General features: G+C 64.9%; 10 protein-coding genes and 1 tRNA gene. 4 read left to right on the top strand and 7 right to left on the bottom strand.

Features of this window, described 5'->3' with window-relative positions; genetic code table 11:
• Positions 1–9,303, bottom strand: coding sequence for a fatty acid synthase subunit beta domain-containing protein (locus ACFRFQ_RS16785; protein ID WP_378659755.1), 9,303 nt, complete (start codon positions 9,301–9,303; stop codon positions 1–3).
• A 419-nt stretch (positions 9,304–9,722) separates the two neighbouring features.
• Here ACFRFQ_RS16785 and ACFRFQ_RS16780 point away from each other — a divergent pair, with 419 nt between their 5' ends.
• From ACFRFQ_RS16780 to ACFRFQ_RS16765, 4 genes are all read left to right on the top strand, one after another.
• Positions 9,723–10,412, top strand: coding sequence for a hypothetical protein (locus ACFRFQ_RS16780; protein ID WP_378659752.1), 690 nt, complete (start codon positions 9,723–9,725; stop codon positions 10,410–10,412).
• A gap of 49 nt (positions 10,413–10,461) precedes the next feature.
• A tRNA-Leu gene (locus ACFRFQ_RS16775) sits at positions 10,462–10,543 on the top strand.
• A 118-nt stretch (positions 10,544–10,661) separates the two neighbouring features.
• Complete coding sequence (locus tag ACFRFQ_RS16770) at positions 10,662–11,069, top strand: transcriptional regulator (RefSeq protein ID WP_185993168.1); 408 nt, start codon at positions 10,662–10,664, stop codon at positions 11,067–11,069.
• Positions 11,066–11,461 carry a DUF3817 domain-containing protein gene (locus ACFRFQ_RS16765; protein WP_138872779.1) on the top strand — a complete coding sequence of 132 codons (396 nt, stop codon included), beginning with the start codon at positions 11,066–11,068 and terminating at the stop codon, positions 11,459–11,461. The genes ACFRFQ_RS16770 and ACFRFQ_RS16765 overlap by 4 nt, the downstream gene beginning before the upstream one ends.
• A 62-nt stretch (positions 11,462–11,523) precedes the next feature.
• On the opposite strand, the gene rdgB is transcribed toward ACFRFQ_RS16765, so the two are convergent.
• From rdgB to ACFRFQ_RS16735, 6 genes are all read right to left on the bottom strand, one after another.
• Complete coding sequence (rdgB, locus tag ACFRFQ_RS16760) at positions 11,524–12,132, bottom strand: RdgB/HAM1 family non-canonical purine NTP pyrophosphatase (RefSeq protein WP_378659747.1); 609 nt, start codon at positions 12,130–12,132, stop codon at positions 11,524–11,526.
• A 3-nt stretch (positions 12,133–12,135) separates the two neighbouring features.
• The gene (gene rph, locus ACFRFQ_RS16755) at positions 12,136–12,921 is read right to left on the bottom strand and encodes a ribonuclease PH (RefSeq protein WP_138872777.1); all 786 of its coding nucleotides are present in this window, start codon (positions 12,919–12,921) and stop codon (positions 12,136–12,138) included.
• A 35-nt stretch (positions 12,922–12,956) separates the two neighbouring features.
• Positions 12,957–13,715, bottom strand: a complete 759-nt coding sequence (locus ACFRFQ_RS16750) for a cyclic nucleotide-degrading phosphodiesterase (RefSeq protein WP_378659744.1) — start codon at positions 13,713–13,715, stop codon at positions 12,957–12,959.
• Between the two features lie 96 nt (positions 13,716–13,811).
• Entirely contained in the window at positions 13,812–14,471 is a 660-nt protein-coding gene (locus tag ACFRFQ_RS16745; protein ID WP_378659742.1) for a rhomboid family intramembrane serine protease, read from the bottom strand.
• Between the two features lie 57 nt (positions 14,472–14,528).
• A complete protein-coding gene (locus ACFRFQ_RS16740; protein ID WP_378660591.1) occupies positions 14,529–15,596 on the bottom strand; it encodes a P1 family peptidase in 1,068 nt (355 codons plus the stop codon).
• Positions 15,593–16,183: a DUF2017 domain-containing protein gene (locus ACFRFQ_RS16735; protein WP_378659740.1), complete on the bottom strand. Its 591-nt coding sequence runs from the start codon at positions 16,181–16,183 to the stop codon at positions 15,593–15,595. Before ACFRFQ_RS16735 ends, ACFRFQ_RS16740 begins: the two co-directional genes overlap by 4 nt.
• Between the last annotated feature and the right edge of the window lie 15 nt (positions 16,184–16,198).

Below are 16,198 nucleotides of genomic sequence, written 5' to 3'. Positions count from 1 at the left end.
CTACTTGCAGCCAGGCAGATTCGAGCGGTACACCTGATCTGCGCCGAGTCGGGCGTCCTCGCTCAGCAGCATGTCTGCTTCGAGCTGACGCGACGCCTTCGCGGGCGTTCCGTCGGCGCCGAGACGACGATCGGCGGGACGCTCGTACAGGCTGTCGCCACCGCACATCGCCTTGGCGAGGCGACGCTGACCGTCAATGGCGCGCTGCTGTGCTGCGGCGATGTACGCCTCACGCTTGGCAGCCGGTACCGACTCGACAAAGGCCTGCGGGTGAACGACGGCGATCAGTCCGGAGACGTGACCGAAGCCCAGGCTGGTCAGCAGGCCGGCGCGCAGCGGAAGCTGCTCACCGAACTTGAGCGGCTGACGTGCCCACACGAGGTGCTCGAACTCGGCCATCTTGTCGTCGACGCAGTCGAGACTGCGGTTCGGCGGGATGACGCCCTGGCTGAGCACCTGGCACAGACCGATCAGCTGGAAGGCAGCTGCGCCGCCCTTGGCGTGGCCGGTCAGGCTCTTCTGCGAGACCACGAACATCGGGGCACCGTCACTGCGGCCGAGGGCCCCGGCGAGACGCTCGTGCAGTTCCGCCTCGTTGGGATCGTTTGCCGCGGTGGACGTGTCGTGCTTGGAGATGACCGCGATGTCGTCCGCACTGACGCCGAGAGCGTTGAGCGAGAGTGCGAGCTGCGAGTCCGCTCCCCCACGTCCGGCACCCAGTGCACCGATTCCCGGAGCCGGGATCGACGTGTGGACACCGTCTGCAAACGATCCGGCCCAGGCGACAACACCGAGAACGGGCAAGCCCATCTCCAGTGCCAGGTCACCGCGAGCGAGCAGGATCGTGCCACCACCGGCGGACTCGACGAAGCCGCCACGCCTGCGATCGTTGGCCCGCGAGAACCGGCGATCCTCGATGCCCTTGGCGTGCATGTCCGACGTCTTGGCCGTGGCCGACATGTCACCGAAGCCGATGATGCCTTCCGCGCTCAGGTCGTCGAATCCACCGGCAACAACCAGCTGGGCCTTGCCCAACCGGATCTTGTCGACGCCTTCCTCGACGGACACAGCTGCCGTAGCGCAGGCCGCGACGGGGTGAACCATCGCACCGTAGCCACCGACGTAGGACTGAACGACGTGCGCCGCAATAACATTCGGCAGAGCTTCCTGCAGGATGTCGTTGGGGCGGTTCTCGCCGAGCAGCGTGTCGATGTACAGGCTCCTCATGGACGTCATGCCGCCCATGCCGGTGCCCTGCGTGTTAGCCACCAGGCTCGGGTGAACCCAACGCAGCAGTTCGCTCGGAGTGAAGCCGCCCGTGAGGAACGCGTCCACGGTTGCGACGATGTTCCAGAGTCCGACGCGGTCGACCGAATCAGCCATGTCGGCGGGAATGCCCCACTTCGTGACGTCGAAGTTGGTCGGAATCTGACCGCCGACACTGCGGGTCAGCTTCATCTTGCGCGGAACACGGATCTCGGTGCCGGCACGGCGCGTGACCGTCCAGTCACCGGATTCGGCCGATACCGCGGCCACGGTGTTCTCGGGATCGGATTCGACGAAGGCCTGGGCCTCTGCCTCACTACCGACCACGAAACTCAGATCCTTGTCCAAGAACACGGAAGTGAGCAGCGGCGCGGTGTTGTCGATCATCTGGCCTTCGTCGACGTAGCGACGGATGCCGCAACGCTCGACGACTGCGTCGTGGTACTTGTCGGCGATTTCCGCCTCGGGCACCAGATCGCCTGATTCGACGTCGTACCAACCCGGCTTGGGGTCGTTCTCCCAGACGATGAGTCCGGTGTTCCACGCCAATTCGAGAACGCCTGCGGCAGAGAGCTGCTCGTCGACCTCCATCTCGAAGCGAGTGCGCGAGGAACCGTAGGGGCCGAGCTCGCCCGCGCCCACGATGACTACGAGGTCCGCGGGGGTGACATCGAGTTCGGGCCAGCTCGGAGCCTTGATCGAGCTGTCGATACGTGCCGGTGCGGACAGCGCGAGGATGGTGTTCTCGTCCACTGCCTCGTCGACCGCCTCGGCGATCTCCGCCGTCGCGGCAGCTTCCTTGGCCAGAGCGCCCAGGTCGAGATTCGCCTCGGCAAGTCCACCGGTCAGGTCGATCTCGAGCGGAGCCTTCGCTGCGCTACGACGCGACTCGACGGAAGCCGTCTTCAGCAGTTCGGTTGCCATTTCCTGGGTGGACCAGGTGCGGACACCGGCAGCTTCGACAGCGTCGACGATGGGATCGTTGTGGCCCATCAGACCGGTTCCACGGACCCAGCCGATGATGGCGTGTGCCAACGTGACTCGCTCGGCCCAGTTGCGCTCGGCCTTCCAGCGGTTGACCACGGCGACCAGCGAAGCCTTGGCCTCACCGTAAGCACCGTCGCCACCGAACGTTCCGCGGTTCGGCGAACCGGGCAGAACGACGTGCAGGTGCGTGTCGACGTCACTGTCGTAACCGATCTTCGACAGACCACCGATCAGACGCTCCACCGACCACAGCAGCACGCGCATTTCCATTTCGGCGCGGGCACCGGCGTCGGAGAGCTCACCCGCGACGCGAGGAGCCGCGAACGGGAAGAGCATCGTCGGCGTCATGGCCGGTTTGATCAGCTTCTTTGCGCCACCGGCATTTTCGGTGGCCTCGTTGCCGATCCAGTCGATCAGTGCGTCGACATCCGTGTACGACGCCATGTTGGCGGGAACCACCCAGAGAGCGGCACCGGCGCGAGCGTTCTCGCGGTACAGGTCGCGGTAGAAGCCGAGACGCGAGCTGTCCAGACGCGACGTGGTGACGAATACCGTTGCACCACCGGCCAGGAGCTTGCCCGTGACCCCTGCTGCGATCGATCCCTTGCTGGCGCCGGTCACGACTGCGACCTCGCCGGCCCACTCGGGTGCGTCGGTTTCTGCAGTCACGGCCGCATCGGCGATGCGCGTGTAGACCTCGGCCAGCGTGGTGCGGCCTTCGTCGGTGGCGCGAGTGGCCCACCACTTCGCCTGCGCGGCAACAGTGGAACCGGCACCGATGAAGTTCTCCACCGACAACGCAGTGTCACCCAGCCAGATACGTGCGAGATCCTCACGCGCACTTGCCCAGCGGTCATCGAGCAGCACTGCCTTCTGAGCGTCGAATGCCGGAGCAACCAGACGCGGCCAGTCCGAGCCGAGTTCGGCCGAGACCAGTTCGACCAGTTCGGTGTCTTCGACCGTCGCGACCGGAGCCTCTTCGCTGAGTCCGAGCTGCTCGAGCACGAGGCGGGCGGCCGAAGCCAGAACGCCGTTGCGGCCCGTGATGTTCTCGGTGAACTCACCCAGAGCAGCTGCGTCGACGGTTCCACCGCCGCCGCCACCCGCTGCGGGCAGCGAAACGCTGGTGCCGCGAGCGGACGCAACCGAAGCAACGGCGCTGTCGATGACTGCGTCGACTGCTGCTGCATCGGCCAGAGCGCCGGAGGTCAAGCCGCCGAGATCGCCGCCGCGGATGCTGGCACCGTCACGGGTACCGAGCGCTACCGCCGCGGTGACGTGGTGCGCCCAACCGTCGCCGAGTTCCCAGACCTTCTTGACGCGATCGGCGATGTAGCCGGGACGCTTGCCCGAGGGGCCGAAGACCTTGCGCAGGTGATCGTTGATCGAATCGGAAAGTACCGGTCCGAACGGCTTGTACGTACGGGCCAGCTTGTCGACTGTGGCTGCGAGCGAGCCCATGTCGGCATCCGCCGCACCGTCGATGGCACCGAGGGACAATTCGGAACCGAGGTCGACCAGAAGCTGGTTCCGACGTGAGGACACGCCGTCGCACAGAGCCTCGATCGTGTCGGCGGGGCCGACCTGATCGGGACGCAGCTTGGTCCACAGGCTGATCAGGACCTTCGTGGCGTCCGGCGCCTTGAAGGTGATGTCGTCCGGACGCGGTCCGCCCGAGGGTGCAGCCGGTGCGGCAGCAACCGGTGCGGCAGCAGCAGCCGGAGCAGCGGCAGCAGCGGGCGCTTCCACGTCGTCGTCCTCGACAGCCGGATCGACGTCCGTGCCGTAGACGATCGCAGCTTCGCGCTCGATGTTGAGAACCTCGACCGGGTAACCGAAGCGACCCGGCAGCTTGAGTGTCTGCGACGCGAGGTTCGCGACGGTCGGGGCAGCACCGAGACCGACCTCGACAAAGCGCTCGACACCGAGGCCACCGTCAGCCTCGTCACCGAAGAGCAGATCCTGGGTCTCGATCCAGCGAACCGGGCTGGCGAACTGCCAAGCCAGAAGCTCGATCAGGATGATCCGGGACAACTCGTGGCTGCGCGTTGCGTAGCTGTCGAAGTCCGCGAGGACTTCCTGCAGCTGCTCGGACGGCACCAGGTCGGCGATTTCCTGAACGAAGTCGCGGTCCAGCGAGAAGAGCCGCGGAACGAGGTTCGGGATGTAGCGGCCGATCAGGATGTCCGGATCGATGTCGTGCGGGAGCAGATCCTGGAGGCAACGACGGAAGTCCGCGACGCCGCCGCGCAGGACGGTGGAGTGGAACGGCACGTCGATGCCGGGAACCTGGATGTAGGCCCGCTTGCCACCGAATTCCGCACGAAGACGGTCGATCTCGATCTCGAGTGCGTCGAGGCCGGCAACCGACCCGGCGATGGCGTACTGGCTGCCACGCAGGTTCAGGTTGACGATTTCGAGGAACTCACCGGACGCCTCGGCAACGCCGGCAACAAAAGCCTGCACATCGTCGTCGGACACACCGATCTGCGACGGACGGATTGCAGCCATGCGGTAGTCCGAACGGCCCGCTGCGTCACGGGGAACCAACTGGTGCATCGCGGAGCCGCGCTGGAAGACAACCTCGAGGAGTGCTTCAAGCGGGAAGACCTCGGCAACAGCGGCGAGTGCGTTGTACTCACCGACCGAGTGACCGGCAAGGAACGAGCCTTCGATGAAGGTTCCGGACTCACGCAGTTCCGCAACCTGGGCGACACCGAGAACAGCCATCGCGACCTGGGTGAACTGCGTCAAATGCAGGACACCGTCCGGGTGCTTGTGCTCGACACCGCGGGCCTTGACGGTGACCGGGTTGTCGCGCACCACAGCAAGAATGGAGAATCCGAGCGCCTTGCGAGTGTGCTTGTCCGCACGCTCCCAGACGTCGCGCGCTGCCTTCGAGCGGGCGCGGGCGTCGAGGCCCATGCCCGGACGCTGGATACCCTGGCCGGGGAAAGCGTAGATCGTCTTCGGTGCAGCGGTGCGTCCGGTGGCGACCATGACGAGGTCACCGTCGATACGGCAACCGACCTCCACGATCTCGGCACCCTGATCGATACCGACGCGATCGACGCGGACGTCGATCTCGGCACCGGGGCGAACCATTCCGAGGAAGCGAGCAGTCCACGCGGTCAGACGACGCGGCGGCGTGCGGGTCTCGCTGGGATCGACTGCCGTGACAACCTGCTGCGCTGCGGCCGAGAGCCACATGCCGTGCACGATCGGGGATCCGAGACCGGCCAAGAGAGCGGCGTTGTCGGACGTGTGAATCGGGTTGTGATCGCCGGAAACCTGAGCGAAGGCGCCCATGCTGACCGGTGCGAGGATCTTCGCGTCACGGCGACGACGACGCGACGTGTCGATAGCGGCATCGCTGATCGATCCACCGGCGCGAGCCGGGTCGGCGAGTTCGCCTGCGCCGGTGCGTCCGCGGATGGCGAAGCGCTCGGACATGGTGACCACGGCGGGAGCGTCGAGGCCCTCGCCCAGCATGGCGCCGACCTCGACCTTGACCTCGACCACACGACCGAGGTCGGTGTCGAGAACCGAGGTGACCTCGGCATTGACCACGAGAATGCTTGTCTCGGAAGGCAGCTCACCGACGAAGTCGACGGTGTGGTCGAGGTGGACCAGGTCGAGCATGCCTTCGATGACTGAAAGACTGTCGAGCTTGGCTGCGCCGAGGACGGCGAACACGGCGGGCCAGCAGGCTCCGACGACGACGTCCGGAACAGCCTTGCCGCTGACACTGAGTGTGGCGGGCAGACCGGAACCGGTGACTCCGGCGTGATCGGCGATGCGGTCAGGGACCCACGCGACGTTGAGGCGTGCGGTGCCGTTCTTGACCGTCGGAAGTTCCTGTCCGGCAGCAACTGCCAGCAGTGCGGACATCGCAGCTTCGGCATCGGCCTCGGTGACCACCGGAGCGCCACCGTCGACAACGGAGGCCGGGATGGTGATCGTGATGTCGACCGACTTGTCGGCCACGAGCGGAACCGAGAGCAGGACGTGAGTGTCGTCGACAACCGTCAGGCTCGACCCGGTCGAGGTATGAACAGCCTTGTCAGCGGACGCGGCACTCCACTCCTCGAGATCGCCGAGACGACGCACGGGGTTCTGGGTCAGGCGACCGGCCCACTGGAGATCCGGTGCCGACAGAACGGCGTCGAGCAAACCGGGAGCGGAATCCTGGTGGCGACGGCTGGCAAGAACAACCGGAGCGGTTCCGCCGGCAACCAATTCGTCGTACGTGGCCTTCTCGAAACGATCGAGCAGGTCACCGACGGGCTCGTCGACGCGCGTGATGCCGGCGACGGCGACGGTGCCGGGGATGACGCAGACCTGATCGGCGGTGTACCGCGGATCGTGTGCCTGCCACAGGGAGTCACTGCGCCACCAGCGGCGCACGTCACCGTCGACGACGGGAACGAAGTTGACCGGCTTGCCCGGCGTCTTGCAGAGAGAAACGAAGAACGAGACGTCGGCCGGATGCAGAACCGTGCTCGCGTAGTCCGGGTACGAAGCCTGCAGTGCGCAAATCGCGGCCTCGGGACGCTCGAGAGTCTCGGCGTCACCGAACAGGGTCGGAATGGGTCCACGGTCGACGGGGTGCAGACGCGCCTCGGTGCGCTGGAGCATCTCGCCGAAGCGGGCGCGCCAGGTGATGTCGAGCCACGGGCTCGAGGTTGCGTCGGCGATCGCATCGGCCAGGTCTGCGCCGCAGTCGAATTCCTTCGCCGCGTCGATTCCGACGGTCAGCTCGAGGTAACGACGCAACCACTGCGCGTACGTCATGGTCTCGATGTCACCGAAGTACGGCTTTGCGGTGACGTCGAGTGCGGCGATGATCTCGTCGCGGCGTTCGGCGACGGCGTCCGCGTCGCCGGCTACCTCGTCGAGGAGGCGTCCGGTGCGCGAAGCAGCGTTGTCGATCTCGTGGATGTCTGCGCCGAGCTGGCTACGGCCAGAAGCCATTCCACCTTCAGCGGTACCGGCGCCGACCCAGTCCGGCGTACCGGGAGTGTCGACGAGAAGCTGCTTGACCTCGGGAGAGGTGGTGGCCTCGAGCGTCGCCATGGCGGCCGTGCCGACGAGGATGCCGTCGACGGGCATTGCCGGGAAGCCGGCTCCGATCGACCAACGGCCGGTCAGGTAATCGGCTGCGCGCTCGGGTGTTCCGATGCCGCCGCCGACGCAGATGATCAGGTTCGAGCGCGTGCGCAGCTCGGCGTACGTGTCGAGGAGCAGGTCGTCGAGGTCTTCCCACGAGTGGTGTCCGCCGGCGCGACCACCTTCGATGTGAACGATGACGGGGAAGTTCGGAACCTCGTTGGCAATGCGGATCACGGAGCGGATCTGCGCCACGGTGCCCGGCTTGAATGCGATGTTGGTGATGCCGATCTCGGACAGCTCTTCGATAAGCGCAACGGCCTCTTCGAGTTCCGGGATACCGGCGGTGACGATGACGCCGTCGATGGGGGCACCGGCAGTGCGGGCACGCTGCACGAGGCGCTTGCCACCGAGCTGCAGCTTCCACAGGTACGGGTCGAGGAACAGCGAGTTGAACTGGACCGCGCGGCCCGGCTCGAGCAGCATCTTCAGTTCTGCGACACGATCTTCGAAGATCTCTTCGGTGACCTGTCCACCACCGGCGAGCTCGGCCCAGTGACCGGCGTTGGCAGCAGCGGCAACGATCTTGGCGTCGACCGTGGTCGGCGTCATACCTGCGAGCAGGATCGGTGAACGACCCGTCAGCTTCGTGAAGGCCGTCTCGACGCCGATGCGTCCACCCGGCAACGTCACCGGCTTGGGCGCGAATTCGGTCCACGAACGTGAGACCTCAGGCGCAGCACCGGGAGTGAGCAAGTTGCGGTGACCGCCGCGGGTCGATGCGGCGATGATGCCAACACCCTGGCCACGCAGCGAGGAGGACGTCATACGGGTCAGCTGATCGCTGGGTCCGAGATCGAGGATCCACTGCGCGCCGGCATCGATCGCACCGTCAACAGCCTGCACCCAGTTGACCGGGTCGACGAGAATTGCCTGCGCAAGTGCACTGGCGCGATCTGCGTCGAGGCCGCAGCGCGCTGCCCAGCTGCCGACCAGGTCGACTGCATCGGCGAGCGCCGGGTGGTGGAAACCGATCTCGGTGTCGAGAGCGTCGAAGGTGGGAGCGAAGACCGAACCGCCACGCTTCTTGCCGTCACGCTCGCGGGCCTCGTTCGCTTCGATCTGCTCGCACTGTTCCTGCACGCGGGCCAGCTGAGCGGGCGGTCCCGCGAGGACAACCCGGCGACGTCCGTTGCGAATTGCCAGAACCGCAGCGCGATCGTCCGTCGTGGTCTCGGCCAGTTCGGCGACGATCGCCGCGAGGCGCTCGGGGTCGACATTGGAGACGGCAACCATCGGCTTGCCGGATGCGCTCGCGATGATGCCGCGACGACGACCGACCAGGCTGGCTGCGGCGCCGACGAGCTGAGCCACGGCAAGAAGCTCGCCGTCGTCATTGCCACCGGCTGCAACGGCAGCAGTAGCGAGCACACCCTGCGAATGACCGATGACGGACACCGGTGGATGCGCTGCAATATCGAGACCCTGCGCAGTCAACGCACGCAACGCCGCAAGTTGCGTGAGGAAGACGCCGGGAAGTGAAACGGGTGCTGCGGTGAGTGCTGCAGCAGAGGGACCTGCCGGCTTCTCACCTTCTTCCTCGTCCACGATCTCGGCTTCGAGAATCCACGCAACCGGATCGAATCCGATGGGGCGCACCACCACAAGATCCTGGGCGAGCGGAGCGAGACGCGCTGCCGCGTCGTTGACCAAGTCGGTGAGAAGTGGCTCTAGACCGTTGTCGCGGCTGAGTTCCTCGAGCGTGCTGAGCCACGGGGCACCCTGTCCACCGAAGGCAAGGGCGTACGGCAATCCGTTGTTCAGTGAATCGACGAGCGCACCTTTGCTGTTCGTGCGGGAGGCTCCCCCGTCGACGCCGACGCGGCGTCCGTCCTTCGAGTCGCGTCCGTTTCCTGTAGGTGTCGTGTCATCGATCGTCACGCGTACGTCCTCTCCTGGTCACCTCTGCGGCGAGGTGGGAATTGTGGGTCTGCCCGGGGGCGCATGTCGTGCATGGGACCGAAAGAAATCGGCATGTCTGCGCCCGGCGTGCACGTTAAGGCTGACACAGGATCATGAGGATTTCCTCACGTTTGGCGGCGGCTCGAAATACTGGACTTTCCAGGCGGTGATCTTCCTCACGGGATGCCGAGAAAGTGACTCGTGAGTAGGTCACAAACGCGCTGCCAGGGACTGTTACTAGGATTTCCACAAACCTGAGGAACCCCTCATATTTATCGTTACCGAATCGTTACCCTCTTGACGGTTGGGCCCTCGCGTGCCTTTCAGCCCGAAACCTGTCGGACTCCGCCGCTAGGGTCAGCCCGTCCGATCGGACAACTTTCTCGGGGGGAGAAACCATGGGTACCGACAGCACAAAAATCGTCATCGACTTCATCTCACGCGAACTGCCGCAGTCCGCGTGGCCACACTGGACCGACGGGTGGGCGCAGGAAGCCGAAGCCGCCATTCTCGACGCAACTTTCTCGGCCCGCGCCGCCTACGGAACGCCCACGACGGGGGTGCGAGCCGTCATCACGAGGTGGCGTAGCCACCGCAAGTCCGACGCACCACTCGACAACCTTTCCGCGCTGGCGGACTTCGCCGAGCGCGGCGACGAACTGGCAGGCATTCTCGGTAACCGCCAGCGCGTGCCGGGCAACTACTCCACCAAAGCGGAGGCCGCCGCACTGGGCGCAGCAGCGCTTGTTGCGGTCGGATGTACCGGTTGCGCAGATATCAGCGACACCGACGGGCATCGCGCGGCAATCATGTCGGTTCCGGGGTTCGGCGCGCGCACATTCGACATGCTGCTGTTCCTGTCCGGCACACTCACCTCTGATTCGGTTGAATTGCTGACTCGCTTTGCCACCGAGGCAGTCGGTAGTAGCGAAGAACTGGGCACCGTGGAAGCAACGTCACTTCTCGCTGCGGTGGCCGCAGAATTGAGCGTCCCCACAACAACTCTCACACACGCGGCCTGGCGGTACCAACGCACTGCCGAGCAACCCAGGCGACCGACGAAATCGGTGCCGGTTCCAGCCATGTGAGGGCGGTGTCGATGGTGGGGGCGGCAATCGCGTATCCTGTGAATTCCGCGCGCGAGTGGCGGAATTGGCAGACGCGCTGGATTTAGGTTCCAGTGTCTCAGGACGTGGGGGTTCAAGTCCCCCCTCGCGCACAACGCAGAGCCCCACCGAGATCTTTTCGGTGGGGCTCTGTTTGTTACTTCCTGTTGCTACGACACCGTGTCGGAGATCGCAGGGCGCGGCACTATAGCTCTGCGGTACCGTCGTAGTGTGTCGAAGAAGCCTACAAAAAGCCGACCTGCGCTGATCCTGCTGGTTCTTGTGTCAGCAGCGGTCTGCTTGTCGCTCGGTTGGTGGCAGTGGGAGCGCTTCGAAGCTGTGGGCGGCAGCGGGCAGAACCTCGGCTACGCATTGCAGTGGCCACTGTTCGCTGGATTTGTGGTGTACGCATATCGCAAGTTCGTTCAGCTCGAAGATGCCGACCCGGATGAGGTCGAAGCCGAGGAAGCCGCGGCCGAGCCGCGTGAGATTCCGGCCGATCTTCTACCGCAGCGCCCCCGGGCACAGTTCGGCGACGCGGATTTTGATGCCGATGACCCTGAGGCACGCCAAATGCTCGAATACAACGACTACCTTGCGCAGCTCGCCGCTCGCGAGCCCGATAGGAGCACCACGTGAGTACCGGCCCGGAAGCGAGTACCGCTACCACCTCAGACAAGGCCACCAAGGCGCAGGCCGAGAAGCAGAAGAAAGTTGCTTCGGCGCTAGTTCGTTACCGCGTTCTCGCGTGGATCACCGGCTTGTGGCTGCTGTTCCTGACCGGTGAGATGGTCTACAAGTACCTGATTCTGGAGAACTCCGCTGACGCTCCGTCGTGGCTGTTCTACATCGGCCAGATTCACGGGTTGTTCTACATGCTGTACCTGGTGTTCACGGTCGACTTGGCGATCAAGGCGCGCTGGAAGCCTGGTACGACGGTTGCCACGGCACTGGCTGGCACCATTCCGTTCCTGTCGTTCGTCTTCGAACACAAGCGGACCATCCAGGTCAAGAGCGACTACAACCTCTGATCCTCACGTAAAGCAAAGGCCCTGAACGTCATTGACGTTCAGGGCCTTTGCTGTATGTGCGATCAGCCGGCCAGGGCCGCCAACGCGGGGACCAACTGCACGAGAGCTCTCCCCCGATGCGAGGCCGCATCCTTCTCGGCCGGCGTCAACTCCGCTGCCGAGCGGGTGTCACCGCCGGGACGGAAGATCGGGTCGTAGCCGAATCCGCCGTCACCGGCCGGTTCCCGGCCGATGACGCCGCGCCATTCGCCGCGCACCACGGTCTCGTCTCCGCCGGGAATCACCAGTGCGCACGCCGAGACAAAGGCTGCGCCGCGCCGCTCGTCGGGCACGTCACCCAACTGAGCGAGGACCAGCGCGGTATTCGCGGCGTCATTTCCGTGAGTGCCGGACCAGCGGGCGGACAGCACGCCGGGCATTCCGTTGAGGGCGTCGATCTCGACCCCGGAATCGTCTGCGATGCAAGGCATTCCAGTGGCCGCGGCGCCGTCGCGGGCCTTGGCGAGCGCATTCTCTTCGAATGTCGCACCGGTCTCCGGCGCTTCCGGAAACGGCGGCACCTCGTCGAGCCCGACCAGTTCGATTCCGCTCACACCGGCGGCGTCGAGAACGCGATGGAGTTCCTTCAGCTTCTTGGCGTTTCTGCTTGCTACCAATACTCGTACGCTCACAGCTCAGGCACCGAACTTCTTCTTGGGTTCCGGGTTCTTGGGTTCGGGCAACACGCCCGGATACGGCTCCGCCAAAGCCTGACGCTGGATCTCGAACAGCTGCTCACAGCCCGCGAGCGCCGAGTCGAGAAGCTTGTCCAGGGTCGAGCGCGGGAAGGTAGCGCCCTCGCCGGTGCCCTGGATTTCCACCAAGGTTCCGGTATCGGTGGCGACGACGTTCATGTCGACCTCGGCGCGCGAATCCTCTTCGTACGGCAGATCGAGGCGCACGCGTCCGTCCACGACGCCGACGCTGACGGCCGCGATGCCACACGAGATGGGCTGCGGGTCGCTCAACAAATCGGCAGCGCGCAGATACGTCACCGCGTCGACGAGAGCTACGTATGCCCCCGTGACGGCAGCGGTACGGGTGCCACCGTCGGCCTGCAGGACATCGCAGTCCAGAGCGATGGTGTTCTCGCCGATGGCAGCGAGGTCGATGCACGCCCGGAGAGATCGACCGATGAGCCGGCTGATTTCCTGGGTGCGGCCACCGACCTTGCCTTTGACGGATTCACGTCCACTGCGGGTGTGCGTCGCTGCGGGGAGCATCGCGTATTCAGCGGTGAGCCAGCCGAGCCCGGAACCCTTGCGCCACCGCGGAACACCTTCTTCGACGCTGGCTGTGCACATCACCCGGGTATTACCGAACTCGACCAGAACCGAGCCGGCCGGATGGCTGGTGAACCCGCGGGTGATCTTGATCGGGCGAAGTTCGTCGTCCGCCCTGCCGTCTTCTCGTGTAGTCACCTTCGTGAGCCTAGCGTCCCGCCTCAGGCAACACGTCAGATGTCGTACACGCTTCCCGCGGACACAGCGTGAACCGGTCCGGCGAACTCGGATTTTGCTTCGGCGATGACGTCCTCACGGGACGTCCACGGCGGGATGTGTGTGAGGAGTAGTTCCTTCACTCCGGCCAACGTCGCGATCCGGCCGGCTTCCTTGCCGGACAGGTGTATACCTTCCGGTCGATCCGGGCTGTCCGTCCACGACGCCTCGGACAGAAGAATATCGGCGCCACGAGCAAGCTCGACGACGTTGTCGCACATCCCGGTATCGCCGGTGTAGACGAGAACCCGGCCGTCGGCGTCGGTGATCCGGAATCCGTAGGCCTCCGGCGGATGGTTCATGCGGCTCGCCACGACCGTCAGTTCGCCGAAAGTGACGGGCTCGTTTTCGGCCCACAGCTTCAGATCGATGGTGTCGGAAATATCGTCCATCTCGCCGGCGCATTCGGCGGACGACGTTCCGATCCGGCAGGCGGTATCGGTCGGGCCGTACACCAACGCGCGCCCCTCGGGGCGGTTCGGATGATAACGACGCCACACGAGCAGGCTCGGCATGTCGAGGCAATGATCCGCATGTAGGTGCGAGAGCAGAATCGTCGCATCACCGGGGTCCGCGTACCGCTGCAGTGCCCCGAGCACTCCGGGACCGAAATCTATGACGAGCGGCGGGGTACCCGGCGCTGTGAGCAGGTAGCCCGAAGCCGGTGAATCCGGCCCCGAGACGCTGCCGGAACACCCCAGGACGGTCATGCGCATAAGGTCATGCTGCCACGTCGACCCATCAACAAAAAAGCTCCCGGTCGTTTTGGCGAGTCGAAGTCACACCGATAGACGGGTGTGACCCACGTCCGGTCAGAAAGTTGCAGGTCGGGCCGGTGTTGCGGCCGCAAGGCGGTTCGCTCGATCGCCGGAGGAGAGTGCCCAGGCCGCCACGACGCCGCCGACCGCACCGAACAAATGCCCCTGCCACGACACTCCCGGTGTACTGGGCAGCACGCCCCACAGCACTCCGCCGTAGATCACGAAGACCACAACACCGATCAGGATCTGACCGAAACTTCGGGTGAAGAATCCACGCGTCAACAGATAGGTCACCCACCCGAAAATCAACACCGACGCCCCGACATGGTTGGTATTCGCTCCGGCAACAAGCCACGTTCCGACCCCGCCGATCACCCAGATGATTCCGGTCGCGGCCAGCCCTCTCGATATGCCGGACACCAGAACGAGATAGCCGAGTATCAGTACGGGAATGGTGTTCGCGATCAAATGTGCCCAGTCGTCGTGAAGCACGGGCGCAAAAAGGATGCCCCACAAACCGTCCAGCGTTCGCGGTGAAACTCCGGCGTTCTGGACCGTCTGACCGGAAATGACATCGACGATCTCGATTACGTACAGCGCCAGAACAAATCCGCCGACCAGCACCGCGGACTGCTTCCACACCGACGGAGATTTCGGCGCCGGAACCGGTGCCCGTGAACCGAAATCCGGACTGCTGAAATCCATCGTCATCGCGGTTGTCCTCACAGTAGATGTGTCTACATCGAGGTTACCGGCGCCGGCCGGGATCTAGAGGAACGCAGACGGGAACAGGTCTCGGTAACTCGGGATTCCCGCCACCGATGTCGCGTCCAGAATCGCTTTGACGATTGCCCGTTCCACAACCTGGGCGGCAGCCGCACAGACAGCATCGAGGATTGGCAGATCAGCGGGGAACGCCGCCGGTACGTCGATCGCCGATTCCGGCGTGTGCGTTCCGGTAGCGAGCGCAAAGATCGTGTCACCGTCCAACGGTGAATGGGCAGGACGGATAGCCCGGGCCAAACCGTCGTGACCGGCAACCGCAACGCGTCGGCACCCGGCTTTTGTCAGGGTCGCGTCGGTAGCGACGACGCCGATGGTGGTGTTGAGCACAGTCCCTTTGGCGCCGATCGCGTTGGCTGCATCGAGCTCGCACGGGATCGGCATGCCGATCCCGAGGGACACCTCCCCCTCGGACCCGACGCCCCACGGCAGACCGGTACGTGGATCGAATACCGAGCCGACCGGGTTTGCCACGATCAGGGCCGACACCGTTGCCCCCTTGGCCGGTCCGTCGGTGATCACGACGCTGGCAGTTCCGACTCCGCCTTTGATCCCACCGGCCCGGGCACCGACACCGGCGCCCACCGTTCCGGTCGCACATTCACGCGACGCGGATTCTGCTGCCAGATATCCGAAATCGGCGTCAGGTCGAATCTTCCAGTCCCCGACCGGCAGATCGAAGATGACGGCGCCCGGCACGATCGGCACCACCTGGCCGGGCAGGCCCATCGCGATTCCGTGGCCGTGTTCCTCGAGCCACCGCATGACACCGTCGGCCGCGGCCAGGCCGTAAGCACTTCCGCCGCTCAAGAGCACGGCATTGACTTGCTGAACCGAATGGCTCGGATCCAGGAGATCGGTTTCGCGAGTGCCCGGACCGCCGCCCCGAACATCAACTCCCGCAACCACTCCCGCCGGAGCAAGAACCACCGTGCATCCCGTTGCCGCCCCCGAACCCAGGGCAGCGTCGTCGTCGAGCCGATGATGATGACCGACAGTCAATCCGGCGATATCGGTCAACGAATCCGTGGGGCCTGTCGCCGTGGTGATCACGGCATGAGCGCCTGAACGAGCGAATCCTGCATCCACGTCAACCAGTGATAGACATCAAGATGCGGTGCCCGCGGATCGTCCGGGTCCAGACTTTCCGAAGTGTCTGCGTCGATACCGAGATTGGTGCCGAGTGCCAGACGAACGTCGTTGAGCGCGGACAGCCACGCGTCGGCCTGCTCCTGGGTCAGGAGGATCTTGCCGCCGTCCGCGGGAAGTGACGCCAGCAACACCCTGCCCGCCGCCTTCTTCGCATCGATGATCTCGGGTTCGTGCAAACTCCGCAGCGCACCGTTGACATTGGCGCCGGCGTCGTCGAGGTCATCGGAATCCGGGGACACCTTGCCGGGATCGATCCGCTGAAAATCGGGAAGCAGTCGCGCCAGAACCGGATTGTCCGGCGCCTCCGAGTTACCGGTTCGAAGACCGGTGAGCGCTGCCAACTCGTCCTGCGGTGCGCCGGACTCACGATCCTCCAGCAGTCCGATCACCGACTCGACGAGCGAACTCAGGACGGTCACCTCATGAGCGTCCATCTCGGATTTGAACTTCACTCCGGAAAGCGAGTTCTTCTTGATCCACGTCCGCACGCGTCGGACTCCCCT

It is taken from the genome of Rhodococcus sp. NPDC056743, assembly GCF_042790355.1.
In the GTDB taxonomy this organism is placed as follows: Bacteria; Actinomycetota; Actinomycetes; order Mycobacteriales; family Mycobacteriaceae; genus Rhodococcus_F.
This window is presented reverse-complemented; position numbering and strand designations above follow the sequence as displayed.

What these genes read in the sequence shown, in the direction of transcription:
- ACFRFQ_RS16745 (WP_378659742.1), bottom strand. Translation starts at nt 14,471, where the DNA reads ATGACGATGGATTTCAGCAGTCCGGATTTCGGTTCACGGGCACCGGTT.
- ACFRFQ_RS16780 (WP_378659752.1), top strand. Translation starts at nt 9,723, where the DNA reads ATGGGTACCGACAGCACAAAAATCGTCATCGACTTCATCTCACGCGAA.
- ACFRFQ_RS16750 (WP_378659744.1), bottom strand. Translation starts at nt 13,715, where the DNA reads ATGCGCATGACCGTCCTGGGGTGTTCCGGCAGCGTCTCGGGGCCGGAT.